Annotated in this window: 28 protein-coding genes, 1 tRNA gene and 1 pseudogene; 5 read left to right on the forward strand and 25 right to left on the reverse strand. The window is 49.6% G+C overall.

What is annotated here, in order from left to right; translation table 11 throughout:
- Window positions 1-32: 32 nt before the first annotated feature.
- From dnaB to ACFSUC_RS11305, 6 genes are all read right to left on the reverse strand, one after another.
- Window positions 33-1,409 (reverse strand): replicative DNA helicase, encoded by a 1,377-nt coding sequence (gene dnaB, locus ACFSUC_RS11280; protein WP_379929708.1) that lies wholly within the window; start codon window positions 1,407-1,409, stop codon window positions 33-35.
- A gap of 114 nt (window positions 1,410-1,523) precedes the next feature.
- Window positions 1,524-1,970, reverse strand: a complete 447-nt coding sequence (rplI, locus tag ACFSUC_RS11285; protein WP_379929710.1) for a 50S ribosomal protein L9 — start codon at window positions 1,968-1,970, stop codon at window positions 1,524-1,526.
- On the reverse strand, window positions 1,967-3,931 hold the full coding sequence (locus tag ACFSUC_RS11290; protein WP_379929711.1) for a DHH family phosphoesterase: 1,965 nt from the start codon (window positions 3,929-3,931) through the stop codon (window positions 1,967-1,969). The genes rplI and ACFSUC_RS11290 overlap by 4 nt, the downstream gene beginning before the upstream one ends.
- 28 nt (window positions 3,932-3,959) lie before the next feature.
- On the reverse strand, window positions 3,960-4,844 hold the full coding sequence (locus ACFSUC_RS11295) for a DUF2232 domain-containing protein (RefSeq protein WP_379929712.1): 885 nt from the start codon (window positions 4,842-4,844) through the stop codon (window positions 3,960-3,962).
- A 260-nt stretch (window positions 4,845-5,104) separates the two neighbouring features.
- Window positions 5,105-5,440, reverse strand: a complete 336-nt coding sequence (gene rpsR, locus ACFSUC_RS11300; protein WP_379929713.1) for a 30S ribosomal protein S18 — start codon at window positions 5,438-5,440, stop codon at window positions 5,105-5,107.
- A gap of 296 nt (window positions 5,441-5,736) precedes the next feature.
- Entirely contained in the window at window positions 5,737-6,975 is a 1,239-nt protein-coding gene (locus tag ACFSUC_RS11305) for a GTP-binding protein (protein WP_379929714.1), read from the reverse strand.
- Between the two features lie 217 nt (window positions 6,976-7,192).
- Here ACFSUC_RS11305 and ACFSUC_RS11310 point away from each other — a divergent pair, with 217 nt between their 5' ends.
- Window positions 7,193-8,371, forward strand: coding sequence for an FAD/NAD(P)-binding protein (locus ACFSUC_RS11310; protein WP_379929715.1), 1,179 nt, complete (start codon window positions 7,193-7,195; stop codon window positions 8,369-8,371).
- Window positions 8,372-8,418: 47 nt separating this feature from the next.
- Here the strand turns inward: ACFSUC_RS11310 and ACFSUC_RS11315 are convergent, their stop codons facing one another.
- The 5 genes and pseudogenes from ACFSUC_RS11315 to ACFSUC_RS11335 form a co-directional block, all read right to left on the reverse strand.
- Window positions 8,419-8,847 (reverse strand): Fur family transcriptional regulator, encoded by a 429-nt coding sequence (locus ACFSUC_RS11315; protein WP_379929716.1) that lies wholly within the window; start codon window positions 8,845-8,847, stop codon window positions 8,419-8,421.
- An 82-nt stretch (window positions 8,848-8,929) separates the two neighbouring features.
- Window positions 8,930-9,052, reverse strand: a pseudogene (locus ACFSUC_RS11320) (GTP-binding protein); the annotation flags it as partial.
- The gene (locus ACFSUC_RS11325; protein WP_379929717.1) at window positions 9,027-10,178 is read right to left on the reverse strand and encodes a metal ABC transporter solute-binding protein, Zn/Mn family; all 1,152 of its coding nucleotides are present in this window, start codon (window positions 10,176-10,178) and stop codon (window positions 9,027-9,029) included. The pseudogene ACFSUC_RS11320 and the gene ACFSUC_RS11325, both read right to left, overlap by 26 nt.
- The gene (locus ACFSUC_RS11330; RefSeq protein WP_379929718.1) at window positions 10,168-11,058 is read right to left on the reverse strand and encodes a metal ABC transporter permease; all 891 of its coding nucleotides are present in this window, start codon (window positions 11,056-11,058) and stop codon (window positions 10,168-10,170) included. The genes ACFSUC_RS11325 and ACFSUC_RS11330 overlap by 11 nt, the downstream gene beginning before the upstream one ends.
- On the reverse strand, window positions 11,004-11,711 hold the full coding sequence (locus tag ACFSUC_RS11335) for a metal ABC transporter ATP-binding protein (protein ID WP_379929720.1): 708 nt from the start codon (window positions 11,709-11,711) through the stop codon (window positions 11,004-11,006). The genes ACFSUC_RS11330 and ACFSUC_RS11335 overlap by 55 nt, the downstream gene beginning before the upstream one ends.
- Window positions 11,712-11,898: 187 nt before the next feature.
- Here ACFSUC_RS11335 and ACFSUC_RS11340 point away from each other — a divergent pair, with 187 nt between their 5' ends.
- The gene (locus ACFSUC_RS11340) at window positions 11,899-12,390 is read left to right on the forward strand and encodes an RrF2 family transcriptional regulator (protein ID WP_379929722.1); all 492 of its coding nucleotides are present in this window, start codon (window positions 11,899-11,901) and stop codon (window positions 12,388-12,390) included.
- A gap of 53 nt (window positions 12,391-12,443) precedes the next feature.
- Entirely contained in the window at window positions 12,444-13,364 is a 921-nt protein-coding gene (locus ACFSUC_RS11345) for an NAD(P)/FAD-dependent oxidoreductase (protein WP_379929756.1), read from the forward strand.
- 108 nt (window positions 13,365-13,472) lie between these two features.
- Here the strand turns inward: ACFSUC_RS11345 and ssb are convergent, their stop codons facing one another.
- Both ssb and rpsF read right to left on the reverse strand, forming a co-directional pair.
- Complete coding sequence (gene ssb / locus ACFSUC_RS11350; protein WP_379929723.1) at window positions 13,473-13,946, reverse strand: single-stranded DNA-binding protein; 474 nt, start codon at window positions 13,944-13,946, stop codon at window positions 13,473-13,475.
- 31 nt (window positions 13,947-13,977) lie between these two features.
- Entirely contained in the window at window positions 13,978-14,265 is a 288-nt protein-coding gene (gene rpsF / locus ACFSUC_RS11355; RefSeq protein ID WP_379929724.1) for a 30S ribosomal protein S6, read from the reverse strand.
- Between the two features lie 222 nt (window positions 14,266-14,487).
- Here rpsF and ACFSUC_RS11360 point away from each other — a divergent pair, with 222 nt between their 5' ends.
- Complete coding sequence (locus tag ACFSUC_RS11360; RefSeq protein ID WP_379929725.1) at window positions 14,488-14,676, forward strand: YjzC family protein; 189 nt, start codon at window positions 14,488-14,490, stop codon at window positions 14,674-14,676.
- Between the two features lie 311 nt (window positions 14,677-14,987).
- Here ACFSUC_RS11360 and ACFSUC_RS11365 read toward each other — a convergent pair.
- The 4 genes from ACFSUC_RS11365 to ACFSUC_RS11380 all read right to left on the reverse strand — a co-directional run bounded on the left by ACFSUC_RS11365 (window position 14,988) and on the right by ACFSUC_RS11380 (window position 16,673).
- Window positions 14,988-15,079, reverse strand: a tRNA-Ser gene (locus ACFSUC_RS11365).
- A gap of 106 nt (window positions 15,080-15,185) precedes the next feature.
- Window positions 15,186-15,389: a DUF951 domain-containing protein gene (locus tag ACFSUC_RS11370; protein WP_379929726.1), complete on the reverse strand. Its 204-nt coding sequence runs from the start codon at window positions 15,387-15,389 to the stop codon at window positions 15,186-15,188.
- A gap of 25 nt (window positions 15,390-15,414) precedes the next feature.
- Complete coding sequence (locus ACFSUC_RS11375; RefSeq protein WP_379929727.1) at window positions 15,415-16,326, reverse strand: mechanosensitive ion channel family protein; 912 nt, start codon at window positions 16,324-16,326, stop codon at window positions 15,415-15,417.
- Window positions 16,327-16,409: 83 nt separating this feature from the next.
- The gene (locus tag ACFSUC_RS11380) at window positions 16,410-16,673 is read right to left on the reverse strand and encodes a DUF3343 domain-containing protein (RefSeq protein ID WP_379929728.1); all 264 of its coding nucleotides are present in this window, start codon (window positions 16,671-16,673) and stop codon (window positions 16,410-16,412) included.
- Window positions 16,674-16,858: 185 nt separating this feature from the next.
- Between ACFSUC_RS11380 and yyaC the strand changes: the two genes are divergently transcribed.
- Window positions 16,859-17,458: a spore protease YyaC gene (gene yyaC, locus ACFSUC_RS11385; RefSeq protein WP_379929729.1), complete on the forward strand. Its 600-nt coding sequence runs from the start codon at window positions 16,859-16,861 to the stop codon at window positions 17,456-17,458.
- Here the strand turns inward: yyaC and ACFSUC_RS11390 are convergent.
- The 8 genes from ACFSUC_RS11390 to mnmE all read right to left on the reverse strand — a co-directional run bounded on the left by ACFSUC_RS11390 (window position 17,421) and on the right by mnmE (window position 26,418).
- Window positions 17,421-17,930, reverse strand: coding sequence for a DUF4446 family protein (locus ACFSUC_RS11390; RefSeq protein WP_379929730.1), 510 nt, complete (start codon window positions 17,928-17,930; stop codon window positions 17,421-17,423). The genes yyaC and ACFSUC_RS11390 overlap by 38 nt on opposite strands.
- Before the next feature lie 41 nt (window positions 17,931-17,971).
- Window positions 17,972-19,171 carry an aminotransferase class V-fold PLP-dependent enzyme gene (locus ACFSUC_RS11395; protein WP_379929731.1) on the reverse strand — a complete coding sequence of 400 codons (1,200 nt, stop codon included), beginning with the start codon at window positions 19,169-19,171 and terminating at the stop codon, window positions 17,972-17,974.
- Window positions 19,172-19,226: 55 nt separating this feature from the next.
- Window positions 19,227-20,081, reverse strand: coding sequence for a ParB/RepB/Spo0J family partition protein (locus ACFSUC_RS11400; protein WP_379929733.1), 855 nt, complete (start codon window positions 20,079-20,081; stop codon window positions 19,227-19,229).
- Window positions 20,074-20,835 carry a ParA family protein gene (locus ACFSUC_RS11405; protein WP_379929735.1) on the reverse strand — a complete coding sequence of 254 codons (762 nt, stop codon included), beginning with the start codon at window positions 20,833-20,835 and terminating at the stop codon, window positions 20,074-20,076. Before ACFSUC_RS11405 ends, ACFSUC_RS11400 begins: the two co-directional genes overlap by 8 nt.
- 319 nt (window positions 20,836-21,154) lie before the next feature.
- Window positions 21,155-21,973: a nucleoid occlusion protein gene (gene noc, locus ACFSUC_RS11410; protein WP_379929736.1), complete on the reverse strand. Its 819-nt coding sequence runs from the start codon at window positions 21,971-21,973 to the stop codon at window positions 21,155-21,157.
- Between the two features lie 341 nt (window positions 21,974-22,314).
- Window positions 22,315-23,034 carry a 16S rRNA (guanine(527)-N(7))-methyltransferase RsmG gene (gene rsmG / locus ACFSUC_RS11415; protein WP_379929737.1) on the reverse strand — a complete coding sequence of 240 codons (720 nt, stop codon included), beginning with the start codon at window positions 23,032-23,034 and terminating at the stop codon, window positions 22,315-22,317.
- Window positions 23,034-24,968 carry a tRNA uridine-5-carboxymethylaminomethyl(34) synthesis enzyme MnmG gene (gene mnmG / locus ACFSUC_RS11420; RefSeq protein ID WP_379929738.1) on the reverse strand — a complete coding sequence of 645 codons (1,935 nt, stop codon included), beginning with the start codon at window positions 24,966-24,968 and terminating at the stop codon, window positions 23,034-23,036. The genes rsmG and mnmG overlap by 1 nt, the downstream gene beginning before the upstream one ends.
- A 73-nt stretch (window positions 24,969-25,041) precedes the next feature.
- The gene (gene mnmE, locus ACFSUC_RS11425; RefSeq protein ID WP_379929739.1) at window positions 25,042-26,418 is read right to left on the reverse strand and encodes a tRNA uridine-5-carboxymethylaminomethyl(34) synthesis GTPase MnmE; all 1,377 of its coding nucleotides are present in this window, start codon (window positions 26,416-26,418) and stop codon (window positions 25,042-25,044) included.
- Window positions 26,419-26,433 lie beyond the last annotated feature (15 nt).

Genomic DNA, 26,433 nt, shown 5'->3' on the forward strand with positions numbered 1-26,433 from the left:
GTTCGGAAAGCAGGCGATAGATGCCGGTTCAACTAGGCGCCTGCCCCCATCTCATCGTGAGAACGGTCGTAGTTGACGAATTTATTGTAATGTTTGAGAAAGACCAGCTCAACGGTGCCTACCGGCCCGTTCCGCTGCTTCGCAATGATAATCTCGATAATATTTTTCTTCTCGGTATCCTGATTGTAATAATCATCCCGATACAGGAAGGCCACGATATCCGCATCCTGCTCAATCGATCCGGATTCCCTCAGGTCAGACATCATCGGACGCTTGTCCTGACGCTGCTCGACACCACGGCTAAGCTGCGACAAGGCAATAACGGGAACTTCCAGCTCCCTGGCGATCTGCTTCAATGTTCGGGAGATCTCTGAAACCTCCTGCTGCCGGTTGTCTGATTTGCCGCGCCCGTGTATGAGCTGCAAGTAATCAATCAGTATCATGCCCAGCCCTTTCTCACGCTTCAATCTTCGACACTTGGCCCGGATATCGGCGACGGTCAGGGCAGGTGAATCATCAATATAGATATTGGCTTCCGCCAGGGTACCGATCGCCATCGTCAGCTTCTGCCAGTCATCGTCCTCCAGATGTCCGGTGCGCAGTCGACCAGCGTCTACGTTGGATTCTGCACAGACCATCCGCTGCACGAGCTGAGCGGCTGACATCTCCAGACTGAAGATCGCCACACTTTCATTGGCTCTCACCCCTACATTTTGTGCAATGTTCAGGGCAAAGGCGGTCTTTCCGACTGAGGGCCGCGCTGCCACGATGATCAGATCGCTGCGCTGAAAGCCGGAGGTCATTTTGTCCAGATCGACGAATCCAGAAGGGATGCCTGTCGTTCCGCCCTTGTGCTGGTACAGAAATTCCACCCGATCAAAAACGTCCATCACCACGTCACGGATAGACACAAACCCACTGCTGGAACGGCGATTGGATATTTCCATGATCCGTCGCTCCGCATCACTGAGCAGGCTGTTGACGTCCTCCGCACTGGCATAGCCTTCGGAAACAATATGAGTCGCCGTCCGTATCAGACGACGCATTAATGATTTTTCCTCTACAATAGAGGCATAATGATCGACATTGGCCGCTGTAGGTACGGCATTGGCGAGTTGGGTCAAGTAACTGACCCCGCCCGATTCTTCCAGTTGCTTCTTGTCCTGCAGTCGGGAAGTCACCGTGACCAGGTCCACCGGCTCCTGTTCCTCTGCCAGCTCCACCATCGCTTCATAGATCAGCTGGTGGGAAGCACGGTAAAAATCGTCCGTCTGGACGCGCTCCATCACCGTCACGAGAGAGTCACTGTCCAGCAAAATCGCTCCGAGCACGGCTTGCTCGGCTTCTACGTTCTGCGGAGGAACCCGGTCAAACAGGCCTTCCCCACCTGCGCTCAAACTTTCGCTCATGCTCGAAGTCTCCTTTTTCATATCCCATTCCAGACCTAATCATGCAACAATCTCGCCTCATAAGCAATCCTTAAATCCCACCGATTCAGGAAATGTTTGCAGCACAAGACGATCTTATGCTTCCTTCACCTGAACTTTCAGTACCGCTGTCACTTCCGGATGCAGCTTCACCTGAACCTGCGTCACGCCCAAGCTGCGCACCGGATCACTCATCTCAATTTTCCGCTTGTCGACCTTGATTTTATGGCTCTTGGCGAGCTGCTCGGCAATTTGCTTATTGGTAATGGAACCAAACAAACGACCGCCCTCTCCAGCCTTCACCTCGAAATCGACGGTGAGCTTCTCCAGCTTCTCTGCCAGTTTCTTGGCTTCGTTCAATTGATCTTCTTCTTTCTTTTGCTCCGCTTTCTTCTGCTGATCGAGTTGCTTCACATTGCCTTCATTAGCGGGAATCGCCAGGTTGCGCTTGATCAGAAAGTTCTCGGCATATCCGTCTGATACGTTTTTGGTTTCTCCTTTTTTCCCTTGGCCCTTCACGTCCTGCAAAAATATCACTTTCATTCTACAAACCCCTCTTCTTCTGCTATTTGTTCGATCACATGCAGCAATTGCTGTCTGGCTTCCTCAATGGTGACGCCTTCGAGCTGGGTCGCCGCATTATTCAAATGTCCGCCGCCGCCCAGTTGCTCCATGACGACCTGGACATTCAGCTCCCCGAATGATCTGGCGCTGATGGCGACTACACCATCCGGTCTTTTACCTATTACGAAAGAAGCGACGATACCCTGCATGTTCAATAAGGTATCTGCCGTCTTGGCTGCGGTTAGCTGGGTAATAAAGCGTTCCTCTTCGGTCGCCGCAATGGCAATCCGATTGTAGATAATCTCGGTATGCTTGATAATATCCGCTTTCTCCAGATAGGCCGCCAAATCCTCCTTGAGCATATGATGAACCAGGTTGGCGTCTGCACCATGCCTGCGCAGAAACGAAGCCGCCTCGAAGGTTCTGGCTCCGGATCGGACGCTGAAGCTCTTCGTGTCAACGACGATTCCAGCCATCAGTACGGTGGCCTCGATATCCTCGAGTGTAATGCGCTCCTGGAAGTACTGGAGCAGTTCCGTCACCAGCTCACAGGTGGAGGAGGCATACGGCTCGAGGTAAATGAGCATGGCATCATCAATAAACTCTTCGCCCCTGCGATGATGATCCACCACCATGACCCGATTGGTCTGTTCAAGCACTTTCGGCTCCGCTACCATCGAGGCCTTGTGGGTATCCACAACAACCGCCAGGGTATGCGGATTGGTAATCTGCAGCGCCTGTTCAGGTGTAATAAACCATTTGCTAAGCTCTTCATGCTGCTCGATTTGCTCCATGAGGGGCTCGATCGACGGGTTGATGGCCTCGAGTACGATATAGCCTTCCTTGTGAAGCAGCTTCGCCGCCTTGAGCACTCCGATGGCGGCCCCAACCGAGTCCATATCTGCAAAACGATGCCCCATAATGACCACTTTGTCACTATCTTTCATCAGATCTCGCAGCGCATGGGAAATCACTCTCGCTCTGACACGCGTTCGTTTCTCTACGGCGTTGCTCTTGCCTCCATAGAAGGACAGCCGCTGTCCCATCTTCACCGCTGCCTGGTCACCGCCTCGGCCCAGTGCAATGTCCAGGCTCGCTTGCGCCAGTGAACCCATATCGGTCAGGCTGTCAATCCCTGCTGCAATCCCGATGCTCAGAGTAAGCGGCAGCTTGAAGTCGCAGGTCATCTCTCTCACGTCATCAAGGATCTCAAAGCGCGCGGCCTCGAGTTGTCTCAGCGTCTTCTGTTGCATCAGAATCAGAAACTTGTCTGAGGCCAGTCGGCGCAAATAGATGCCGTTTTTCTGGCTCCACTCTGTGATCAGACTGACCACCTTCGCTAGCATCAGGCTCCGCGTCTGATCTTCCATCCCTTGTGACACCTCATCGAGGTTGTCGAGCATGACGACCCCGAGTGACAGCTTTTCCTCTTCATATTTACGCAGCAAGGTGACATATTCACTGATTTTTGTAAAGTAAATCAGCCGTTCTTCAGGTCGTATGTCAGCCGCATAGTATTCGCCTTCCAGCGAGATTTCAGCAATCTGTTCCTTGTCTTTCTTACTGCGAAGCATGGGAAACAGTTCGAACAAATCCTTGCCTACCAGACTGTCATTTCCAATGATCTGTCCGGCATACGGATTGTGCCATTCGATTTCTTTGTTTTCATTATATAGCAGCATCCCGATGGGCATTTCTTGAATGACTTCACTGCCTGCCTTCTTCACACGATGAGACAGGGTCAGGACATAGTCATTCATTTCACGACGAAAGGTCTGCTCTGCCCGAATAATATAGTAAAACAGCGCGCCTGTAAGCGTAAAAGCGACAATTCCGAAGATCCACTCATACCAAGTCAGCGCACTACTGATTGCAACAAGCAGGACGCCACCCCAAATCATATGAAGGCCGTGCCATCGCTGGAATAAATGTTTAGGCATTGATCTCGCTCCTATTTCGTAATGAACGTTACGATTTGAACCGTTTGCGGATCGGAAAGGCAATATCGAAGATGCCGATCAGGCTAACAACTTGTGGTAATACAAAAAAGAGTAAAACCGCGAATATCGGCAGCACTTTTCCCCAGCGCTTGTTCCGCCCGACAAAGACGAGAAAGGAGATGGCCTGCACGGCAAAGGCCGTCATCAGCAAGGGAAGTCCGTTCCAGACAACCATCTGCATCCACCCGTCGGACTCCGGTGAGATCATGATGCTGGCTATGATGACCAGCACATACAGCCACACCAGAGATCTCGGAAGACGCCACTGCTCAATCGGCGGCAGCTTCGCGACATGAATATCTTGTCGAGACAGGATGCGTCTGGCAATCGTATGACTCACACTGACAAAGAAAAAGGAAAAGACAATAATGCCATAAGGGATGAGGTCAACAACCCTTTGAGCCATTTCATTCAGGGGCAGTTCCTCCTGTACCACTCCAGGAAGCTGGGCCCAATTTTGCTCCAACAGGGCTGTCGTTTCTACGGTCAGGTTAATTCCGGCTGCTGATACACTGACATACAGCAACAGTAACATCCCCACCATCGCGATGATGCCTGAACTAATCGCGGCACGAGCATCACTTTTCTTGCGATATTGAAAGAGGATAGCCAGAGCAGGTATCCCAAATAGCAATACAATCAACAGAACTCCAAATCCAAAGACCACACTCGCAGTAGCCGTAATCAAACCCAAGATCATGAATGCTTTCCGTGGCGGCACGAGCATGCCGATGACCAGGATAGGCACCATCATGAAGACCGCGCTCACTGTAGCAAGCGGCGTTAGAAGCATAAAAACAAAGATTGCAAAGGCCACACTCCATATCATGACCGGACCAAACCTGCTACTCAATCTGTTCACCTCTTACTTCTATAATCGGAACCCCTCATCCCCATGCGTATAAACCATGCCATCTGGTTCATAGGAAACGGAAGATGTTCCTCCAAATAAGCTTTAAGCTACATTATATCACACTATCCACCCTATTGCCTTGAACGGCTGCCTATTCAGAATCTGAGTTCACAACGTGTTGCATATGAACAAAAGACAATAAAAAACAGCAGCCTGATTAGCGGTTAGCCAAGCAGGTCTGCTGTTCGTTTATTTCATCATTAGTCAGTTGTGTATGGAAGCAACGCGATTTGACGGGAACGCTTGATCGCGATAGTCAATTGACGCTGATACTTTGCACTTGTACCTGTCACACGACGAGGCAAGATTTTTCCACGCTCGCTGATGAATTTCTTCAACAGATCGATATCTTTGTAATCGATGTGCGTGATCTTGTTTGCAGTGAAGAAACAAACCTTGCGACGCTTGCCGCGTCCTCTGCGACCTCCGCCGAATCTTCTGTTCTCACGGTTGTTATCGCGGTTGTTCTCTCTGCCTTCTCTGTTGTTCTCACGAGCTGGGCTCGTTTCAGGCGCTTTGTTTTCTTGAGTGGACATCTATTTCATTCCTTTCTATTTGGAGATAAAGACAGCTTGGCTTCGCCAGCCGCTGATTTTAATGGTCATTCTGCACTCCGACACTTGTGCCAAACTAACTTATCTCTTGATCTTCTTGCTTTTTCTCTATATTTTTCGATTGGCACATTTTTTGTGCCACCTGTTAAAGTCGCTTGTAATAATATAACTCAATTCAATCCTAAAATCAAATCCTTTTTCAGAATCCTTTTCCACTATCATGTATTTGTGTGCAAATCCTCTTGCAGACCGTTGGAATGGATAAAATCACCATGGTCTTATCCCTTTATATATTCTTCTTCTGTCTCCGGATTCATTTCAGCTTCCCAACTCGGCAGCGGATCGGACAACTGACTCCAATCCTGATGCATCTCCTGGTCTGTCAGCAAACAGGCCTCCAGCTTCTCCTCGACACTCGCTCGATCCATCTCCACGCCGATCATGACCAGCTCGCTCATCCGGTCCCCCCACTGCTCGTCCCAGTTCACGAACAGCTCTGGATCCTCCTGGCGCATCTGATCCTGCTCCTCTTGCGGGAGGCTAACCAACCACTGTCCAGCTGCGCCAATCTGGATCGAAGGCCCCGCTTGACCAAGCAGACCAGCGAGATCAGAACGGGTGGCGATCCACAGGACGCCCTTCGCCCGAACGACTTCCTCCGGCCAATCCTCCAGGAAGTCCATGAGGCGCTCCGGGTGAAACGGCCTGCGACGTCGAAACACAAAGGAGCTGATCCCGTATTCCTCGGTCTCCGGCGTATGCGCTGGCTTCTGCAGCTCCTGTATCCAACCAGAAGACTGACTGGCTTGCTCGAAGTCGAATAGCCCCGTGTTCAGGATCACCTCGGGAGGCACCTGTCCGTTGACGGCACGAACGATCCGAGCCGACGGTTGCAGCTTCCGCAGGACAGCTTCAAGCTTCTGCAGATCGTCCGCTTCGACCAAGTCGCATTTATTCAGCACGAGCACATTGCAAAATTCGATCTGATCGATCAGCAGGTCAACCACTTCCCGCGTATCCTCTTCGCCCGCGGCCTGCTGCCGATCGAGCAAGCTCTCCCCGGAGGCGAAATCATGCCAAAACCGGTACGCGTCTACGACCGTCACCATGCAATCCAGCGTCGCAAACTGGGAGAGATCGATCCCCGTCTCCTCATCCGCATAGGAGAACGTCTGCGCGACCGGAACTGGCTCGCTGATTCCCGTGGATTCGATGAGAATATAATCGAATCGACCTTCCTCTGCCAGCCTCTCCACTTCCTTCAGTAAGTCATCGCGCAGCGTGCAGCAGATGCAGCCGTTCGACATTTCCACTAACTTCTCTTCCGTCCTCGACAGATGCGCTTCATTCTTCACGAGTGCCGCATCCATATTAACCTCGCTCATATCGTTCACAATGACGGCGACCTTCAATCCTTGACGGTTATGCAATACATGGTTCAATAAAGTCGTTTTACCTGAGCCTAGATACCCGCTTAGCACGGTAACTGGCAGCTTTCGTTTCACTTGATTCATCATCAGATCTCTCTCCTTTTAATGTGGCCTTATTGGCCATCATCCCATCATGGAATGATCACCACATAACTGTGGTTGACCCTCTCCGCTGCCTTCTTCTTGAGTAAAGCTTGCATAATGCTATGGTTGTGTAATACACTTAATCGTAAATATTACGATTAAATGATAGCTTTAGATTAATGTGTTGTCAATATGAATGGGAACGGGAGGAACGACTACAATGTTAAAATGGATGATCATCGGCGGCGGGGTGCAAGGCTGCACCCTTGCCATCTGGTTGCTTCGCCATCACAAAGCTGCCGCAGAGGACATCGTGATCATCGACCCGCACGAGACTCCCTTGTCCATTTGGGAGCGCTGCACCTCTGTGATCCAAATGCCCTATCTACGCTCCCCGTCCATCCACCACCTGGATGTTCCTCCGTTTGCTCTTGAGCACTTTGCCAAGACATCATACGGCAGATCGCTGGGAGGCTTCCGTCCTCCTTATGATCGCCCGTATATCGACTTGTTTAACGAACATTGCCGTCATCTCATGGATGAGCTAGGCCTGAAGCAACGCTGGGTGAGAGGCCGTGCCGTTGATCTGACCAAAGAACACGGAGCATGGACCTGTGCCTTGGAGGATGGCACGGTTCTGCGGTCTAAACGCGCAGCGCTAGCCATCGGTATCAGCGAAGCTCCCTACTGGCCCCAATGGGCAAACCCGCTTCGGGACACCCTGGATGTACGTCATGTGTTTGAATGTGAACGTGCTGAGCAGTTGGATGAATTATCCGGGCCGATTATCGTGATTGGCGGTGGCATCTCGGCAGCCCATACCTGCATTCGTCTAAGTGATCAATACCCCGGACAGGTCACATTGCTTACGAGACACCCGCTGCGAATTCACCAGTTTGACTCCGATCCCGGATGGCTTGGCCCTAAATACATGAAGCCGTTTTCTTCCATTCAGGATGCTCGAGTACGACGGGAGCAGATTCGAGCAGCAAGACATAGGGGCTCGATGCCGCTGGAGCTGAAGACGAATCTGGTACGACGTATGAAGGAAGGGAAGCTTCACATCACGATAGATGAGGTTAAGGAGGCTTTACCTCGGACGAGCAGGGGAATAAAACTGAAGCTCGAGAGCGGTGCGCTCGCTGAATGTCAGACGTTGCTTCTCGCAACGGGGTTCTGTCAAGATCCTCCGGGGATGAATTGGCTGACCACTTGCGCGGAACGTTACCAACTGCCCCGCGCTGAGTGTGGATATCCCCTTCCCTTGCCTCATTCCCTGGAATGGGATCAAGGATTACATGTGACTGGAGCACTGGCGGAGCTGGAGCTCGGCCCGACAGCCAGAAATATCTCCGGAGCTCGGCGGGGGGCTGAACGTATCATTGCTTCATTACATTAACTGATGCGTGACATCCTTGGCGACAACAAACACGAGTGAAATGACCTTCACTCGTGTTTGTCTTCTGAACAAATAGCGCAATACCCATGGATTTGGAACGTGTGCTGAACGATCTGGAATTTCTCGGGGATGCCGATTCCGAGCTCGATCGGACACATCTCTATCGGCATCGTTTGCTCACAGCTGAGACAAATCAAGTGATGGTGATGATTCACATGCGTACACTTCACCTGGTAGCGAACACCATCCGGAAAAGTGATCGGCTCGATCGCCCCGATATCGACCAGCTTGCGCAGGTTACGGTACACCGTATCCAGACTTAATCCCTTATAGATCTCATTCATACGACCGTATATCTTCTTGGGGGTGAGGGGCTGATGTGTCTCCTCAAAGATCGCGGCCAGCGTCTTGCGCTGGTCTGTGATACGCAGGCCGCATTGATCCATCACCTCAAGGATGTGTCGCGCTCTGCTCATTTCACTCACTCCCTGCTGCTGATATAGACGATAAAGCAACAATCTGTTCCGCAAGCCTGTGCTTCGACATAGTGTCGCTCCAGTCACCTCGGATGGTACAGCAGATACAGCCGCTGAGCAGTTCAGCTACGGGAACCTCCTCATCCAGTAACAGCCCGTCGATGTTCATATCGCCAACCTCATTCATGATCACCGCCCGCTTCATGCTCGAAGGCTTTCTTCAAAGCATTGAGATTTTGTTCCATCAGCATGATATAATCCATGTCCTTGTCCGTCTCTTCTTTTGTCCGATATTCAAGCGGATGGAGCACGGCGGTTTCCGCACCAACCTCCTTGGCGATGACCTCAGCCACTTTGGAGGATACCAATGACTCAAAGAAGATCGTCTGAATGCCATGCTCCCTGGCGAGTTCCACAATCTCGCCCATGCGCTCTGCAGATGGCTCATTTTCCGGTGAAAGACCCGCGATTGGCAGCTGCTCCAGGTCATATTCATGCGCCAAATAAGCGAACGCCGCATGCTGCGTGACAAATTCCTTTCCTTTATAAGGAGCTAGTGCTTCAACGAATTGTTCATTCAGTTTCTCAAGCTCTGCAATATAAGCCTCTGCATTTTCTTTGAATGCCTGCTTGTGCTCCGGTGCAGCTTCAGCAAATGCAGCTTCGATGCTTCTCACCTGCTCGATCGCCTTGACAGGAGACAGCCAAACATGTGGATCAAACTCCCCGTGATCATGCCCGTGCTCGTCAGTGTGCTCCTCTTCGTTCGCATGCTCGTCAGCATGTTCGTCATGCTCTTCTTTGTGTACATCCTCTTGGTGCTCTTCTTCACTGGCATGTTCGTCTGCGTGCTCTTCATGTTCTTCTTTGTGTACATCCTCTTGGTGCTCCTCTTCACTCGCATGTTCGTCTGCGTGCTCTTCATGCTCTTCTTCATGCGCGTGATCATGCCCTTCCTCAGCTGCGAGCAGTTCGAGGTCATGGCTCGTTTCCACCAAAATCAAATCTTGATTGTCCAGGCTTCCCGTAACCTGATCGATCCACCCTTCCATGCCTGATCCGTTGTACACCAGCACATCGCTCTTCTCCAGCAAGGCCAGATCCTTGGGCGCTGGTTCCCAGTCATGCGGCTCCACGCCTCCCGGAACAAGCAGCGTTACGTCTGCATGCTCGCCTCCGACCTTCGAGGCAAACTCATACATCGGATAAATACTAGCCGCCACCTCCAGCTTTCCACCAGAGCTCGAAGCCTCTTTCTCATTTCCGCAGCCTGCGAGAACGAGCATCATCATCACAACCAACACAAATCCCGTTTTCAATCTAGCCTTCATTTCGTTCAACTTCCTTTCTTGGAATAAATAATTTTAATTCAGATGATTCCTCTTTGAAGCCATGCTGTTTTCGTTTTAACCACTTGCCCAGACGTGTATAGGTGAGCCCCCCGCCCAGAATGAGGACGAGGATCAATGCGATCGTACCGCCAGGTGGTGTACCCACATAATAAGACACGGACAAACCGCTAAACATGCCGACCAAACTGACTCCAATCGCGATGGCAATCGCTGAGGCGAATCCTTTGGCCACCCTGACAGCCAATGAGGCTGGCAGTACCATCATCGCCGATACTAGCAGCACACCAAGGATCGGCATGGATACCGCGATTGTCATCCCTGTCACGATGGAGAAGGACATGGAGATGGATCTCACTGCCAATCCGTTCACATCTGCTGTCTCCTCATCGAAGGTCATGTTGTATAGCGGTCTTCGCATGAAGAATAAAAACAAAAGCGCCAGCACAACCACGATGAAAATCATCAGCAATTCCATCTCATTGACGGCCACAATCGAACCAAATAAATAAGCGGTAAAGCTTAGGTTCAGCCCTTGGTTCAAGCTCATCAGCACAACAGCCAGCGCCAGCCCGGAGGTCATCACAATCGCAATCGACACTTCACTATATGAACGATAAGCCCGGCGCAGCTTTTCCATTCCTATGGCTCCTGACAAGGCGACCAGGAAAGCACCCACCACCGGATTAAATCCCAGCAAGGCACCTAGCGCCACACCCGTCAGCGATATATGCGACAAGGTATCCGCCATCAGCACCTGTCTGCGCAGGAGCAAGTAAACCCCTAGCACTGGAGCAACCAAGGCAATCAATCCCCCGGCCCAAAATGCACGTTGCATAAAGCCGTACTGAAGCATTTCCATCCTCCGCGTTCGCCCCTCTCAAGTTGTATTCTGCGATCCACATAGGGCTCCACTTCATCCATATCATGCGTAATCATGATGACCGTTCGGCCATGCTCGGTCACATGATGCTGCAGCATTGCATAGAAGCCCTTCCTAGTCTCTTCGTCCATCCCGGCTGTCGGCTCATCAAGCACGAAGACATCCGGCTCCTGTGCAAGCGTGCGAGCGATACAGATACGCTGCTTCTGCCCTCCAGATAATTCACCGATCATCGCATGACGATGCTCCCACATCCCCACCTGCTTCAGGCAAGCCTCCACGATGTTCTCTTCCCGTTGCGTAAACCGTCTGAACAAGCCCAGCTTCTCATACCGCCCAGACCTCACCAGCTCAAGTACGGTACTCGGGAATCCGCGGTTGAAGGACGCCACTTGCTGGGGCACATAACCATACGTAATCTTCCTGCCAGCTTCGTTATGCGTCGCCATCTGGATGTGTCCGCTCCATGGCTTCAGCAGCCCGAGCAGTAAACGCAGCATCGTGGTCTTGGAAGCTCCGTTAGGCCCTGTCAGACAAACAAATTCTCCCTGATGCAGCTCAAGTTGAACCCCGTCAAGCACAGGATGGCTTCCATAGCCGAAGATGACATCCTTCATCGATGCCAACAACACATCGTCCGCCCCCTTTATATTTCGTAATCATTACGATTAATGTTCAAAGTGTATTCTACGCGAAACGCCCTCTTATGTAAATAGTAATCGTTACGAATAATTGAAAGAGATGTTGATTAAACTTCTTCGGGCGTTTATTATAGATATTAAAGATCCATAATTACTTATTTCTGAAAGGAGGTACACGATGCAGTTCACCAAGAGCACAGATTATGCCCTTCATGCCTTAATTCATCTCGGGCTCGCAGACAGAGACGAAAACATCGGGATCAAAGAACTGTCTGCAACACTAGGTGTTTCCGACAGCTATTTGTCCAAAATCATGTCAAAGCTTCGTCAGGATGGCATCGTACGCGCTGTACCGGGGGTGAAAGGCGGCTACGAACTTGCACGCCCTGCCGAGATGATCACGTTCCTCGATGTGATCCAAGTCATCGAAGGACGACAGCAGCTGTTTGAATGCTCCAACTCAAGATCACAGCAGCATCAGTTGTTCATGGATACGGGGACTGCGCAATCCCATCAGGAGAATCCGAGACCGAATGAATGCTTGGTGGAAAAGGTGATGTATGGTGCGGAACAGCAGTTACACCAATACTTGAAGAATCATACGATCCAGTTTGTGCTCGATGAATGGAGGAATGGAAAGCAAGTTGGCAAAGAAACAATCAAGAGGTGATGCATCTCTTGGACATTAATCCTGCTTATTACAGATCTGTGGAGGTGTAGATGATGGTAGAAAAACAGAAGGTCGATGTGGCCATTATTGGAGGCGGTCCGGCTGGGCTCAGTGCTGCGCTTGTATTGGGTCGAGCAAGAAAGCAAGTCGTCGTAATCGATGAAGGCCGCCCCCGCAATGCCGTAACGCATGAAACTCATGGGTTCCTCACCCGTGACGGCATCCAACCCGGAGAGTTTCGACGTATCGCAAAGGAAGAGATTAGCGCCTACCCGTCCGTATCGATCATTGGGGATGCAGCGGTATCGATTACCGGAACAGATGGTGCGTTTCAGATTGAAACGGAGCAAGGAACGAGATTCACCAGTAAAAAAGTGCTCTTCACAGTCGGCATGAAAGACCGTCCACTGGATATCCCGGGGTTGGCTGAGGTTTATGGCAAAAGCGCCTTCGTTTGTCCGTTCTGCGATGGCTGGGAATTAAGAGATGAACCGATCGTCGTGATCAATAAAGGACCTGAGCTGATGCACTTCATCCCGCTCTTATCCGGATGGACCAACCGCCTCACCATCTGCTCAAACGGCCCCGATGAACTGACCGATGCAGAGCGCGAAGAGTTGCGGCGTCATCACGTCTCTGTGTATGCATCCCCCATAAACTTGATCGATTCAAGCGATGGCATCGTCCAGCAAGTGATACTTGAAGACGGGACCACGATCCCTTGCAGAGCCATCTTCTTCAAACCAGGTCTGGCTATTGGTTCGGCGTTGCCGCAAGCATTAGGCTGCCGGCTCACAGACACCGGAGCGGTCGTCGTCGACGAACTCGGCAAGACAAACGTGGCCGGTGTTTATAGCGCCGGAGATGCGGCTTCGCGCATGCATCAGGCCATCGCCGCCGCCTCTGCGGGTTCCCTTGCCGCAGCTATCCTGAGCAGTGAACTTAATATGGAAGCCTGGCGCCAAACCGAGTAATGTAGGCATAGCCGTGGAATTGTAGAAATAAAAAAGAACCCTTGATTGCGAAATCAAGGGTTTAAGCGACTTTAACAGTGTTTCAAAACAATTCAGTTGTGTCAGAATTCAGAATGGCAGATCGTCATCCGAAATGTCAATCGGTCTACCATCGTCTGAGAAAGGATCGTCATTGCTGCTACCGCCGCGATTCGAATCCGAGCGATTATACCCTGAGGATGATTGGTTCTGGTTGTAGCCATCTCCATCATTCCGGTTTCCGCCCATCGATTCCAAGAACCGCACATTATCAGCTACAACTTCCGTTACGTACACTTTTTTGCCTTCATTATTATCGTAGTTTCGGACCTGAATGCGGCCTTCGACCGCGGTCAGGCGACCTTTGCGCAAGTAGTTTGCACACGTTTCCGCAAGCTGCCTCCACGTGACGATGTTGATGAAGTCTGCTTCTCTCTGTCCCTGCTGATTCGTAAAGGGACGATCACAAGCGAGTGTAAATTGCGTGACAGCCGTACCTGATGGTGTATAGCGAAGCTCGGGATCCCGGGTTAATCTTCCGATTAAAATAACGCGGTTTAACAAATGATATCCCCTCCTGCGTCGAATTTACGGATTACGCTACATCGTTTACGATCAGATGACGGATCACTTGATCAGTAATACGCATGACGCGATCCAATTCCGCTACTACTTCTTTTTCAGCAGTGAAGTTCACAAGAACATACACGCCATCACGGAATTTTTCGATCTCATACGCAAGACGACGCTTACCCATTACATCGTGTTTCTCAATCTCGCCACCGTTATCAGCAACGATGCCCTTGAATTTCTCCACGGTTGCATCCACTGCCTCTTGCTCAATATCTGGACGAATGATGTACATCAACTCATATTTGCGCATTCGATTCACCTCCTTTTGGACTGACGGCCCCACCAAGTCTTGTCCGATCTTGGCTGGAGCAAGGAGCGAGAACAATTACCTGTTGTTTACTCGCATTGATATACTATATCAAAATTGTATGTAGAGTTCAAGTTCTTTTTGACCTGGAATGAGTCGTTTCCGGATTGCACATGCTAATGATGAATCTGCACATTTTGCATACAACGAAGGAGGCATCGCTTCATGGGTCAACAGACGGAATTCGAGCCCGGCGACAAGGTCCCCAACAACGGGCATTATATTGAAGTCGGAGAAACAGCCTTTCACATGGGGATCGAGAACCCGCAAATGGTAGAGCTGGAACGGGGAGATACGTTTCCTGATACGACGAACAAGGACCGCAAGTGGAAGCTGAAACGAAAAGGACGATAGCCAGTAAGCGCAATAGCAGGCTCAATAATCATGGCAGGTTGATGGTTATTGAGCTGTTACATGGACTGCATCCAGTGTACGAGCACCCCCAGCCACACGCCGGTCAGATAGCAAGCTGCTTCCATGGCAAAGGTTTTCAACACCCGTTTCTCCGCTCTCATGCCTAGCCCCCCTTTTCCCTGTTGTTTCTCCTGATCTGCCTTTGCTATCAGATTATGTTTGGAGATTGGCGGGCGTGCAGAGACAACAAAAAAGAACGATCTCCGCAGAAATCGTTCTTCATCATTTGTGTTTGGTTAGAGAAAAAATAATGGCGGAAAGAGTGGGATTCGAACCCACGCACGCCTCTGGGACGCCTAGCTGATTTCGAGTCAGCCCCCTTGGACCTCTTGGGTATCTTTCCAGCTGATCATCGCCTCTTCTTCATGAGAATATCATGGCGACAAGAAGTATTCTATCACATCTTGCGCGAGAGATGCAACTACAAATCAGCCCGGTATCCACTTCCATTATTCGCTTGCCTCGGCCTGCTTCAGCACCTTTTTCATGCGTTTTTCGAACTTGGGTCTGGGCATTAGCACACTGTGTCCGCAACCTACACATTTGACCCGTATGTCCATCCCCATTCGAATGATTTCCATTTCATTTGCCCCGCACGGATGATTCTTCTTCATCTGTACGCGATCCCCCATAGCGAATGCCTTTCTCTCCATGGTTTCATCTGCCCCCTGTCACAGATTAAGCCGTCTCGGTTTCTTCCTGACGGTGATACGTAACCAGTCGTGGATATGGAATTTCGATTCCTTTCGCATCCAGCGCTTTCTTCATTTCCGCATTCATCTGTCTGGCTACGGCGAAATGGGTATATGGCTTGCATTCGGCCAGCACGCGAATCACCACATCCGATGCGCCCAGTGACTGTACACCCAGAACGTCCGGCTCCTTCACCATGTTGTCGTTGTTCTCATATACCTGCATGGCTGTTGCCTTGATGACTTCAATGGCGGTATCCACATCCACTTCATACGCCACACTCACGTCTACGACGGAAATGGAGTTGTTAATAGAGAAGTTGGTCACCTCGGTAATGGAACCATTCGGAATGTAGTGAATCTCGCCTGTCCAGTTTTTGATCTTCGTAATGCGCAGACCAATTTCTTCGACCGTTCCCTTGAATTGCCCGGTCTGAATAATATCCCCTACTGCAAATTGATCTTCAAAGATAATAAAAAATCCGGTTATGACATCCCGCACGAGATTCTGGGCCCCAAATCCAATAGCCAGACCGAGCACCCCGGCTCCAGCCAATAAAGGCATCAGATCAAAGTTCAGCTGACTCAGAATGAGCAGGATGGCGATAAAGTTGATGGTGTACGTAATGACATTGCCTACGAGCTTCCCGATGGTATTGGATCTTCTCGCATCGAGCTTGAAGTGTTTCTTTTCCCGGTCTTCCAGCATAAGCTGAATCATACGCTTGCTGATCTTGATGACGATCTTGGCTGCGATGAAGATGACGACGATCTTCACAATCACACCCAGCATGTTCATCCATCTCGACGGGTCCTGGAAATAGTTCATCAGTTGATCCTGGATACTCTCATTGTTCGCTTTGTTCTCTGTCTCGGCTGCTGTGGCAAACCAATACATGCATCTTCCTCCCTTTTCCTGTCTGCTGTTCGATTGTGAACGCGCTGCTTGGTGTTCAGTGCTCCATTTTATCGGACATGGGGTTAGGGCGCAAGCTCGATCTGTATGTATCCGTCATCGGCTGCTTCAAATATCCCTCTAATCTCTACCTGTTCCTCGACAATGATACTCGCCACCTGCTGTGCATCCGACTTGGGAAATCCAATCGTAAGGGCACATCCGGCCGTAATCTCTTTCGGTGTTGGACGAATATCAATCTCAATGTCAGCGTACTCCAGCAGCATCTCTGCTCTCAAGGCCTGCTGCGTGGAATCAAATGCAATCAGATATTCATGTTCTCCCAGCATATCATTCTCCTACAAGCTTCTGCTTCATCTGGTATCTCGTAAATGTTTGTACCACACCCATATGCGTACCTCGCATTCGTACCACGTGAATGTTTGTACGACCTAGTATAAATCTACTGTCTCAACCGTATACTAGTGTTAAAACGCGGTAAAAATATGTTCCTTAACCCAGGAGGGGTACACGTATGAATTTACCTCTAACTTCGAAAAAAAGCAAATTAAGCAGTTGTAAAATCCTGCACTCTGACGAGAGCTGTCTCTCTCAGGTCGCCTCTACCCTCGGACATCACTTCGCAAAGCTTCATCGGGATGATTCTCTGGTCATTGTATGCATCGGTACGGATCGTTCCACAGGTGACAGCCTGGGCCCCATGGTCGGAACGAAGCTCAAGGAAATGAATATCGCGCAAGCAACCGTATATGGCACCCTCGACGATCCGGTCCATGCCATGAATCTCGAGGAAGTCTTGTATCGCATTCATCGGCAGCATGCCCGCCCCTTTATTGTAGGCATCGATGCTTGCCTCGGACAGGTATCCAGTATTGGCTGTATTCAGATCGGAGACGGTCCGGTCAAGCCTGGCGCCGGCGTCAACAAGGAGCTTCCACCTGTCGGTCACATTCATATTACGGGCATCGTAAATGTCGGAGGATTTATGGAATACTTTGTGCTGCAGAACACTAGACTCAGCCTGGTCATGAAAATGTCCGCCGCCATTGCAGTGGGCCTGCAACGGGCGATTCTGGCTACCTCTCCCCGTTCTTCCCTGGCAGCGCTTGACTGAGCGCATCCTTTTCCTCGGGAGAGAGGGTGTAGGAAGACTGCCCTTTCTCTACCGGCTTGGCATATACATAGGAATGATCGCGGTTGTGAATCCCGCTGAGAATAATGCCATCTTTCTCGTCATCTATTAGTGCCAGTGAAAAGCTCAGGTTGTTGCCGGTGCCAGAAAACGCACTGTACCGAACGACGGCTGCATGGCCTTTGCTTTTCTTCACTTTTTCTTGGAGTTGGACAAGTTCCCTCTTTTGCTCCTGAACCGTTTCCCTTTGCTCGTCCAGTTTTTGCTGAATGCGAATGAGTAATTCCTCCACATTCACATCCTGTTCTCCGTTGACCATCTTTACATACCGTTTCCGCATTGAACCGAGACGAATCGCAAGTCCCAACGTAAATGCGCACAAGATCACCAACGCAATAGCCAGGCTTGCGATCCAGATCGTCTGATATTCTGCAATGAAGCTCACTTCACTCATGAAGCTTTCTCCCTTTCCCTGTTCCCATCATATTTATGTGTTTAATAATGTTTTACCAATTGTTTGACCGCTTGAATCAACTGTTCCGCGTCGTGAGACGTACTGAATGCCCCGAAGCTTGCTCTGACGGCTCCCCACTCCTTGGTTCGCGCTGCTTCATGCGCTAGCGGTGTGCAATGGTATCCGGATCGAACGGCAATTTCATAGTGACGATCCAGGATGTAGGCAATCTCTGATGAATCCGCCCCTTTCACATTAAAGGATACGATGCCTGTTCGCGGTTCTCCTCGTGCAGGGCCAAGCACCTCAACCTGCGGCAACGCGCTCAGTTCCGCTATGGTCATCTGTGTGAGCTCCCATTCCATTTCATGAATGGTCTCCTCCCCCTGCTTCAGGACGTACTTGACCCCTTCCGCCAGGCCAGCCAGCCCCGGTGTGTTCGGAGTGCCGGATTCGTAGCGATCCGGTCTTACAGATGGCTGATCGATGGCTTCTGATTGACTGCCTGTCCCTCCGTACAAGAGCGGCTTCAGATCGACGTGAGGGCCGATATACAAGCCGCCTGTACCTTGAGGACCAAGGAGTCCCTTATGGCCTGGAAAAGCCAGCATATCGATGTGTAGCGCCGTCACATCGATGGGAATTGTACCGATCGTTTGCGCCGCGTCTACTAGTAAAAGCACACCGTGTTTCTGAGCAATTTCTCCGATGGCTTCTAATGGCAAGATGCTTCCCAGTAGGTTGGAACTATGATTACAGACAATCAGCTTGGTGTGGGGCTGAATCGCCTTCTCCACCTCGGACGGGTGAACCATTCCCTTTTCATCTGCTTCTACATACGTAAGCGTCACATTCTTTTCTCGCTTCAACCGTTCCAGTGGCCTGCGCACAGAATTATGTTCAAGCTGTGTACAGATCACATGATCCCCTGCTTCCACCACACCTAAAATCGCCAGGTTCAAGGCCATCGTCGTGTTCATCGTAAAAGCGATATCATTGGGGTTGCGAACGTGCAGCAGTCGCGCAATCTGTTTCCTCGCTTCGAAGCAAATCCGTCCGGCTTGCACCGCCATTTGGTGACTGCCTCTTCCCGGATTGGCACCGCAGTTTGTAAGGGTATCATAGACCGCCTTGGCTACCTCAGGTGGTTTCGGCCATGAAGAAGCCGCATGATCCAGATAGATCAACGTTTTCAACTCCTTTATATAAACAATAGCATACCCGATCCCGCACCTCTTCATGAAGTGAAGTTAGGTATGCTACTCGTATTCGGAACCTCCGCGATTCATCCTGTTCTTACATTTCCACATTCAGAATGTCCAGCAAACGATTGAGATCATCTTTGGAGAAATAAGAAATTTCGATCTTCCCTTTATCCTTGGAAGATTTGATCTTAACGGTCGTCTTTAATGCCTCACGCAGCTGATCCTCTGCTTGTCCCAGGTAAGGGTCCTGATGCTTGGCTCTTGGTTTCACTTTCTTTTTTTGCTCGGTTTGCTGCTGCATTTGCTGAATGGCTTCTTCCAGTTCTCGCACACTCCACCCTTCCTGGATGGTCTTTCTCGCCAGTTCCAGTTTTCTCGCTGTTTCCTCTACGCCGGCAATCGCCCTTGCATGACCCATGGAAATTGTTCCACGTGAAACATAATCCTTGATCTCCTCCGGCAGGTGCATCAGGCGCAAGAAATTGGCAATGTGTGATCTCGATTTGCCCACTTTGGCTGACAATTCTTCCTGTGTCAGTTCAAACTGATCCATGATAGCTTGATAAGCTTGTGCGACTTCCATCGCATTCAAGTCCTCACGCTGGATATTCTCAATCAGTGCAATTTCCATCACTTGCTGGTCAGAGAATTCCCGGACCACCGCTGGTATCGTCTCTAAACCTGCCAGTTGAGCAGCACGCCATCTCCGTTCACCTGCAATGATCTCGTGACCCTTTACGACTGCTCGAACGATGATTGGTTGAATGACACCATGTTCCTTGATGGATTCGCTCAGCTCTTTGATCGCATCCTCGTTAAACTGTTTGCGTGGCTGATACGGATTGGCACGCAGTTGCTTCACACCAATCTCGGTTACTTTGTCATCCTCTTTAACATTTAATGAAGGAATCAGTGCATCCAATCCTCTACCCAAACGTTTACTCATTCATAATCACTTCCTTTGCCAAATCCATATAGACTTCTGCTCCTTTAGATTTAGGGTCGTAGTTAATAATGGATTTCCCGTGGCTGGGAGCTTCACTCAGGCGTACATTTCTCGGAATAATGGTCTGATACACTTTTTCCTGGAAATATTTTTTAACTTCCTCAATGACTTGAATGCCCAGGTTGGTTCTGGCATCCAGCATAGTCAGCAATACGCCTTCAATCTGCAAATTCGTATTCAAATGTTTCTGTACGAGACGGACCGTATTCAACAACTGACTCAACCCTTCCAGCGCATAGTATTCGCACTGAATGGGAATAATGACACTATCTGAAGCCGTTAAAGAATTAATCGTTAGAATGCCCAGAGATGGCGGGCAATCGATAATGATGTAATCAAACATATGCTTGACCAGCTGTAGTGATTTCTTCAAGCGAACTTCTCTGGAAATGGTCGGAACCAGTTCAATCTCTGCACCGGCCAGTTGAATGGTAGCCGGAATCAATTTCAAGTTCTCAATAGCTGTATCTGCAATAGCATCCTTGGGATGAACATCGTTAATAATCACGTCATAAATGTCATGATTCACATCCGCTTTGTTTATGCCAATTCCACTGGTTGTATTTCCTTGCGGATCAATGTCGACGAGCAGTACCCGCTTGCCTAATGTAGCCAAGCATGCGCCTAAGTTTACAGACGTTGTTGTTTTTCCAACGCCGCCTTTTTGATTGGTTATTGCGATTGTTTTACACAAAGTCGTTCACCCCAGAAAATATCATGCTCATCTTCCTTTACACTTTCATTTTCGGTTAACCTGTTCTTCGACACCTTTATCCATTATACTTCGCCACTGCCAGAGTTGAAAGCGTATGGATGAATTTATTATACAGAATGGCAAGAAAAGGTGGCCGCATCAGCCACCTTTTCACTTTCACGCGTTTCAATTTGAAGTTTGTATTGAAGAGTCATTCATAGAAATCTATATCTGATTATTGCACCTTATCTTATTATTGCACTTTGTAGTGATCATATTGCCTTGTTTTTGAGAATGATATCATATCATTTCAAGCATCCTATGCTTTGTTCTTGGGAATCTTGATGGTTATCTCGTAATATTCACCGGCATCCTTCTCATCCTTCTCTACCTTCATACCCGTATCTACGATCATATCAACGGATTGACGAATGGTATTCAAGGCCAGTCTGACATCCTTGGAGAAAGAGATCCGTTTCGTTTTCTTGTCTGGCTTCGCCTGCTTAAAAAACTCTACTCTCGTTTCCGTCTGCTTTACATTTAACTCTTTGGAGATAATGTCCTCCAATATTTTCTCCTGCAGCTCTACCTCAATCCCAATTAGCGCCCGGGCATGTCTTTCTGTAATCTGCCGTTCCATCAATGCCTGCTTCACGGCATCCCCAAGCTGAAGAAGACGTATTTTATTGGCAATCGTCGATTGGCTTTTTCCGAGGCGTTGCGCAAGACTCTCCTGGGTAAGCTCGTGCAATTCGATAAGTTTCTGATAGGCAATCGCCTCCTCAATGGAGGTCAGATTCTCTCTCTGTAAATTCTCGATCAGGGCAATCGAGGCAGCCTGGGCATCATTAAACTCACGAATAATAGCGGGAATGGTCGCCATCTCCAGCTTTTTCACAGCCCGAAAACGTCTTTCCCCCGCTATAATTTCATATTTATCATTTCTCAATCTCACGACAATAGGCTGGATGACACCGTGTGTACGTATGGTTTGACAGAGCTCTTCAATTTTTTCATCATCGAAGATCGTTCTCGGTTGATAAGGACTCGGTACAATTTGATCGACAGGCAGCTGTCTCACTTCATCCTGTTGTACTTTTTCTCCAAATCCGAAAATTTTAGAAAATTGCTCTTTCATCTACTCTCTACCACCTATCTATATGCCTAATCAAACTGAATGGATCGATTGCGATTGTGTCTATGTACATGCAAATGAACCCTACCTGAATGTACATCCAGACTATGTACGGCAAGCAGATCACAAACTTGCCAAACCGTTAGTTGATTTCCTATATTATTTCTGCATGTTCGCTTCTAAATCCTGCTATACCCCTAAATTTGTTACACGTTGAAAAGCAACAAAACGGGACGGCAAAGAAATAGAAAAGGGATGTTCCACGTGGAACATCCACTTTATTGGCTATACATGCGTGGAATGATCGCTTCCGTTGTCTGGTCTTTAACATCGCATATGGATGACTACAAAGGTTGCTTGAGTGGTGTACCCGGTTTGCGCGGATACTTGTTTGGCGTTGCCTTCAATTTTTGGATTAACACAATGTGTCGGCTGGATTGTTCAACTGGCAATGTAAGGGAAGGCTGCTTCTCAACGACACCACCCAGCACTTTCAAACTATGTGCCGCCTGCGTGATCTCCTCTTCGGAATGCATTCCTTTCATCGCTGCAAAGTATCCCTTTACCTTTACGAAAGGCAGGCAAAATTCATTCAAGACATTAAGCTTGGCAACCGCTCTGGCACAAGCCAGATCATATTGCTCCCGATGCGCCTTGTTTCTCCCCCATTCTTCTGCACGTCCGTGAATGCAAGTAACGCCGTCCAGACCAAGCTGTTCACTCACCTCAGTCAGAAATGAAATGCGCTTGTTCAAGGAATCGAGAATCGTCAGCTTTAGATGAGGAAAAGCAATTTTCAAAGGAATACCGGGAAAACCGGCCCCTGAACCGACATCGATGATACTCTCCAGTTGCTGAACAGGGACATGGAAAGCTAGCGTAAGCGAATCATAAAAATGTTTTTCGTATACGTCCGCTCTTTCCGTAATCCCTGTCAGATTCATCTTCTCATTCCATTCTACGAGAAGCTCGTAATACCGCTCGAATTGCGCCAGCTGTTCGGCTGTGAGGGGTATCTGCCCCGGCACCAGCCATTCTGTAAAGCGCTGTTGAATCTGATCCATCAGCTTTGCTCCTGTTCGGTCGCGATGCGTGCCTGAGCAGCTTGCTTGTTCTTTTCTTTCATTTGCTGGGCATTCTCCAGGTACACGAGCAAGATCGAAATGTCCGCAGGCGTTACGCCTGATATGCGGGACGCTTGGCCAATGGAAATCGGCTGAATCTGGTTGAGCTTTTGTCTGGCTTCCATCGCAATCCCATGAATGTCCATGAACGGAACACCTTCGGGGATGCGTTTTTTCTCCATTTTGCGCAGTCGCTCTACCTGCTGCAACTGCTTCTCAATATATCCGGCATATTTAATCTGAATCTCTACCTGCTCTTTTACGTCCTCAGGTAGTGGGGTTTCAGCTGGACAAATGGACGCAATATGCGCATACGTTATTTCCGGGCGGCGTAATAGCGTAGACAGTTCCACTGCATTGTTCAGTTTGACGGTTCCCGCTTCCTCCAGCATCTGCTGAACAGGCTCTTCCGGTCTAACCTTGGTCGTTGTCAGACGCTGAATTTCGTCTTCAATTTGCTGCTTTTTCAAGCAAAAACGATCATAGCGATCCTGTTTGATCAGCCCGATCTCATAACCCAGATCAGTCAAACGCAAATCTGCATTATCGTTGCGCAGCAGCAATCTGTACTCGGCACGGGAAGTAAGCAGGCGGTACGGTTCATTGGTCCCCTTCGTCACGAGATCATCAATCAATACCCCAATATAACCTTGTGAACGATCCAAGATGACCGGTTCCCGGTTCTGGACTTTACGAGCTGCATTGATACCCGCCATAATCCCTTGTCCGGCTGCCTCTTCATAACCCGACGTACCGTTAATCTGTCCCGCAGTAAACAAGCCCTCTACCCGCTTCGTCTCCAGGGAAGGCTTGAGCTGCGTCGGCACGACAGCATCATACTCAATCGCATAGCCCGTACGCATCATCTCTACCCGTTCCAGTCCGGTAATGGAGCGCAGAATCGACAACTGCACATCCTCCGGCATACTGGTGGATAGCCCCTGAACGTAGTATTCAGACGTATATCTTCCTTCCGGTTCCAGGAAGATCTGGTGCTTGGGCTTATCTGCAAAGCGCACAATTTTGTCCTCAATAGACGGACAATAACGGGGTCCCGTTCCTTCAATAGCCCCTGAGAACATCGGTGCTCTCGACAAGTTGTCATTGATGATCTGGTGCGTGTCCCCTGTCGTATACGTTAGCCAGCATGGCAGTTGCTCTTCCTTCGGTCCCTCTGTCGTCTCGAAGGAGAAAAACTTCGGCTTTTCATCACCGGGTTGACTCTCTGTCTTGTCAAAATCAATGCTGTCCTTATGAACACGCGGTGGTGTGCCCGTTTTGAATCGAACGAGCTCAAACCCCTGTTCTCTCAAACTTTCGGACAGTTTTAGAGAAGGCTGCTGGTTATTCGGTCCGCTCTCATACATCAGCTCTCCCATAATGATCTTGCCTCGCAAATACGTGCCGGTTGTTAGCACGACTGCTTTTCCAAAATAGGTAGCCCCTGTTTTCGTGATTACGCCTTTGCAGACTCCATCTTCCACGATCAGTTCTTCCACCATACCTTGACGCAACGTCAGGTTTTCTGTCTGCTCGATCGTCTCCTTCATCACCTGCTGATACAAAAACTTGTCAGCTTGTGCCCGTAGGGCATGCACAGCAGGTCCTTTTCCGGTATTGAGCATTCTCATCTGAATGTACGTCTTGTCGATATTGCGTCCCATTTCACCGCCAAGGGCATCAATCTCCTTCACGACATGCCCTTTGGCCGGTCCGCCGATTGAGGGATTGCACGGCATAAACGCCACCATATCCAGGTTAATGGTCACGAGCAGTGTGTTGCATCCCATCCGAGCGGCTGCCAGAGCTGATTCACAGCCCGCATGTCCTGCTCCGATTACAATCACATCATATTCACCTGCGTAATAACTCATCTGTGTACCTCCTTCACTTTCCGTTCTTTAAGCAATCTATACGAAACCCCTGAAGGGTTGTCATTTACATCTTCTACTTACCTAAACAGAATTTCGAGAAAATCTCATCTAACAGCGATTCAGTAGCAGAGTCACCGACGATTTCGCCAAGAAACTCCCAGGCTCTTCTGACATCAATCTGAATCATATCAATCGGAACCAGCATCTCTACCCCTTCGATGACATCATGAAGCGCACTTCTGGCCTGCTTCAGCAACTGAATATGCCGACTATTCGTCACATACGTCAAATCCTGGCTCTCAATCCGCCCTTCGAAAAACAGGTCGGTGATCGCCTTCTCCAGCTCCTGCAGCCCCTGATCCTCTTTAATAGACATGCGAATCAACCGGTCTGCCTCAACCACGTCCTCAAGCTGCTCCATCCGGAGTTGCTGCGGTAAATCCATTTTATTGATAATGACCAGGACCGGACGATGCGTCATCTGCTGCAACAGATCAAGCTCTTCCTCCAGCAATGGTTCATTGTAATTCAGAACCATCAGAATCAAATCCGCTTGCGCAATGGCCGATCTGGAACGCTCGACCCCGATGCGCTCTACAACATCCTGGGTTTCACGGATGCCTGCCGTATCAAGCAGCTTCAGAGGAATCCCGTTAATCGTTATATACTCTTCAATGACATCACGCGTTGTCCCCGGAATGTCTGTCACAATCGCTTTGCTCTCCTGAGTCAACGTGTTCATCAGCGAGGATTTTCCGACATTCGGTCTGCCTACAATCGCAGTCGTAATGCCCTCTCTGAGCATTTTGCCTTGGCCGGCTGTTTTCAATAACCGATCGACCTCCACCAGAGCGCTCTCACAATGCTCCCGTATAAAGGCATTCGTTAAATCCTCGACATCATGCTCTGGATAATCAATGTTCACTTCAATATGAGCCATCGTGGCCACGAGTGTCTGACGCAGCTCTCTGATTTGTCTGGAAAGCAGGCCCTCGGATTGCTTCTGGGCTATGCCGAACGCCCGATCTGACTTGGAACGAATGAGATCCATCACTGCCTCAGCCTGGGCCAGATCAATCCGGCCGTTCAGGAAGGCCCGCTTTGTAAATTCTCCCGGCTCGGCTATGCGCGCCCCATGTTCGAGTACCAGCTCCAGCACTTTCCGAACGGAAACCATGCCTCCGTGGCAGCTGATTTCGACCACATCCTCCTTCGTAAAAGAGCGTGGCCCTCTCATGAGACTGATCAGGACTTCTTCAATGATTTCATTTGAAACCGGATCTATGATTTTCCCATAGTGAATCGTATGGGTTTGTGCTTCTGTCAGGGCTGTCTTGCTGCGAAATACCCGATCCACAATCGGGATTGCATCCGGACCGCTTACACGTATGACAGCGATACTGCTCTCTCCCACGGCTGTGGCAATCGCGGCTATCGTATCGGATATCACCTTGGTCCCTCCTCC

The organism is Marinicrinis sediminis, assembly GCF_042685085.1.
GTDB lineage: Bacteria > Bacillota > Bacilli > Paenibacillales > KCTC-33676 > Marinicrinis > Marinicrinis sediminis.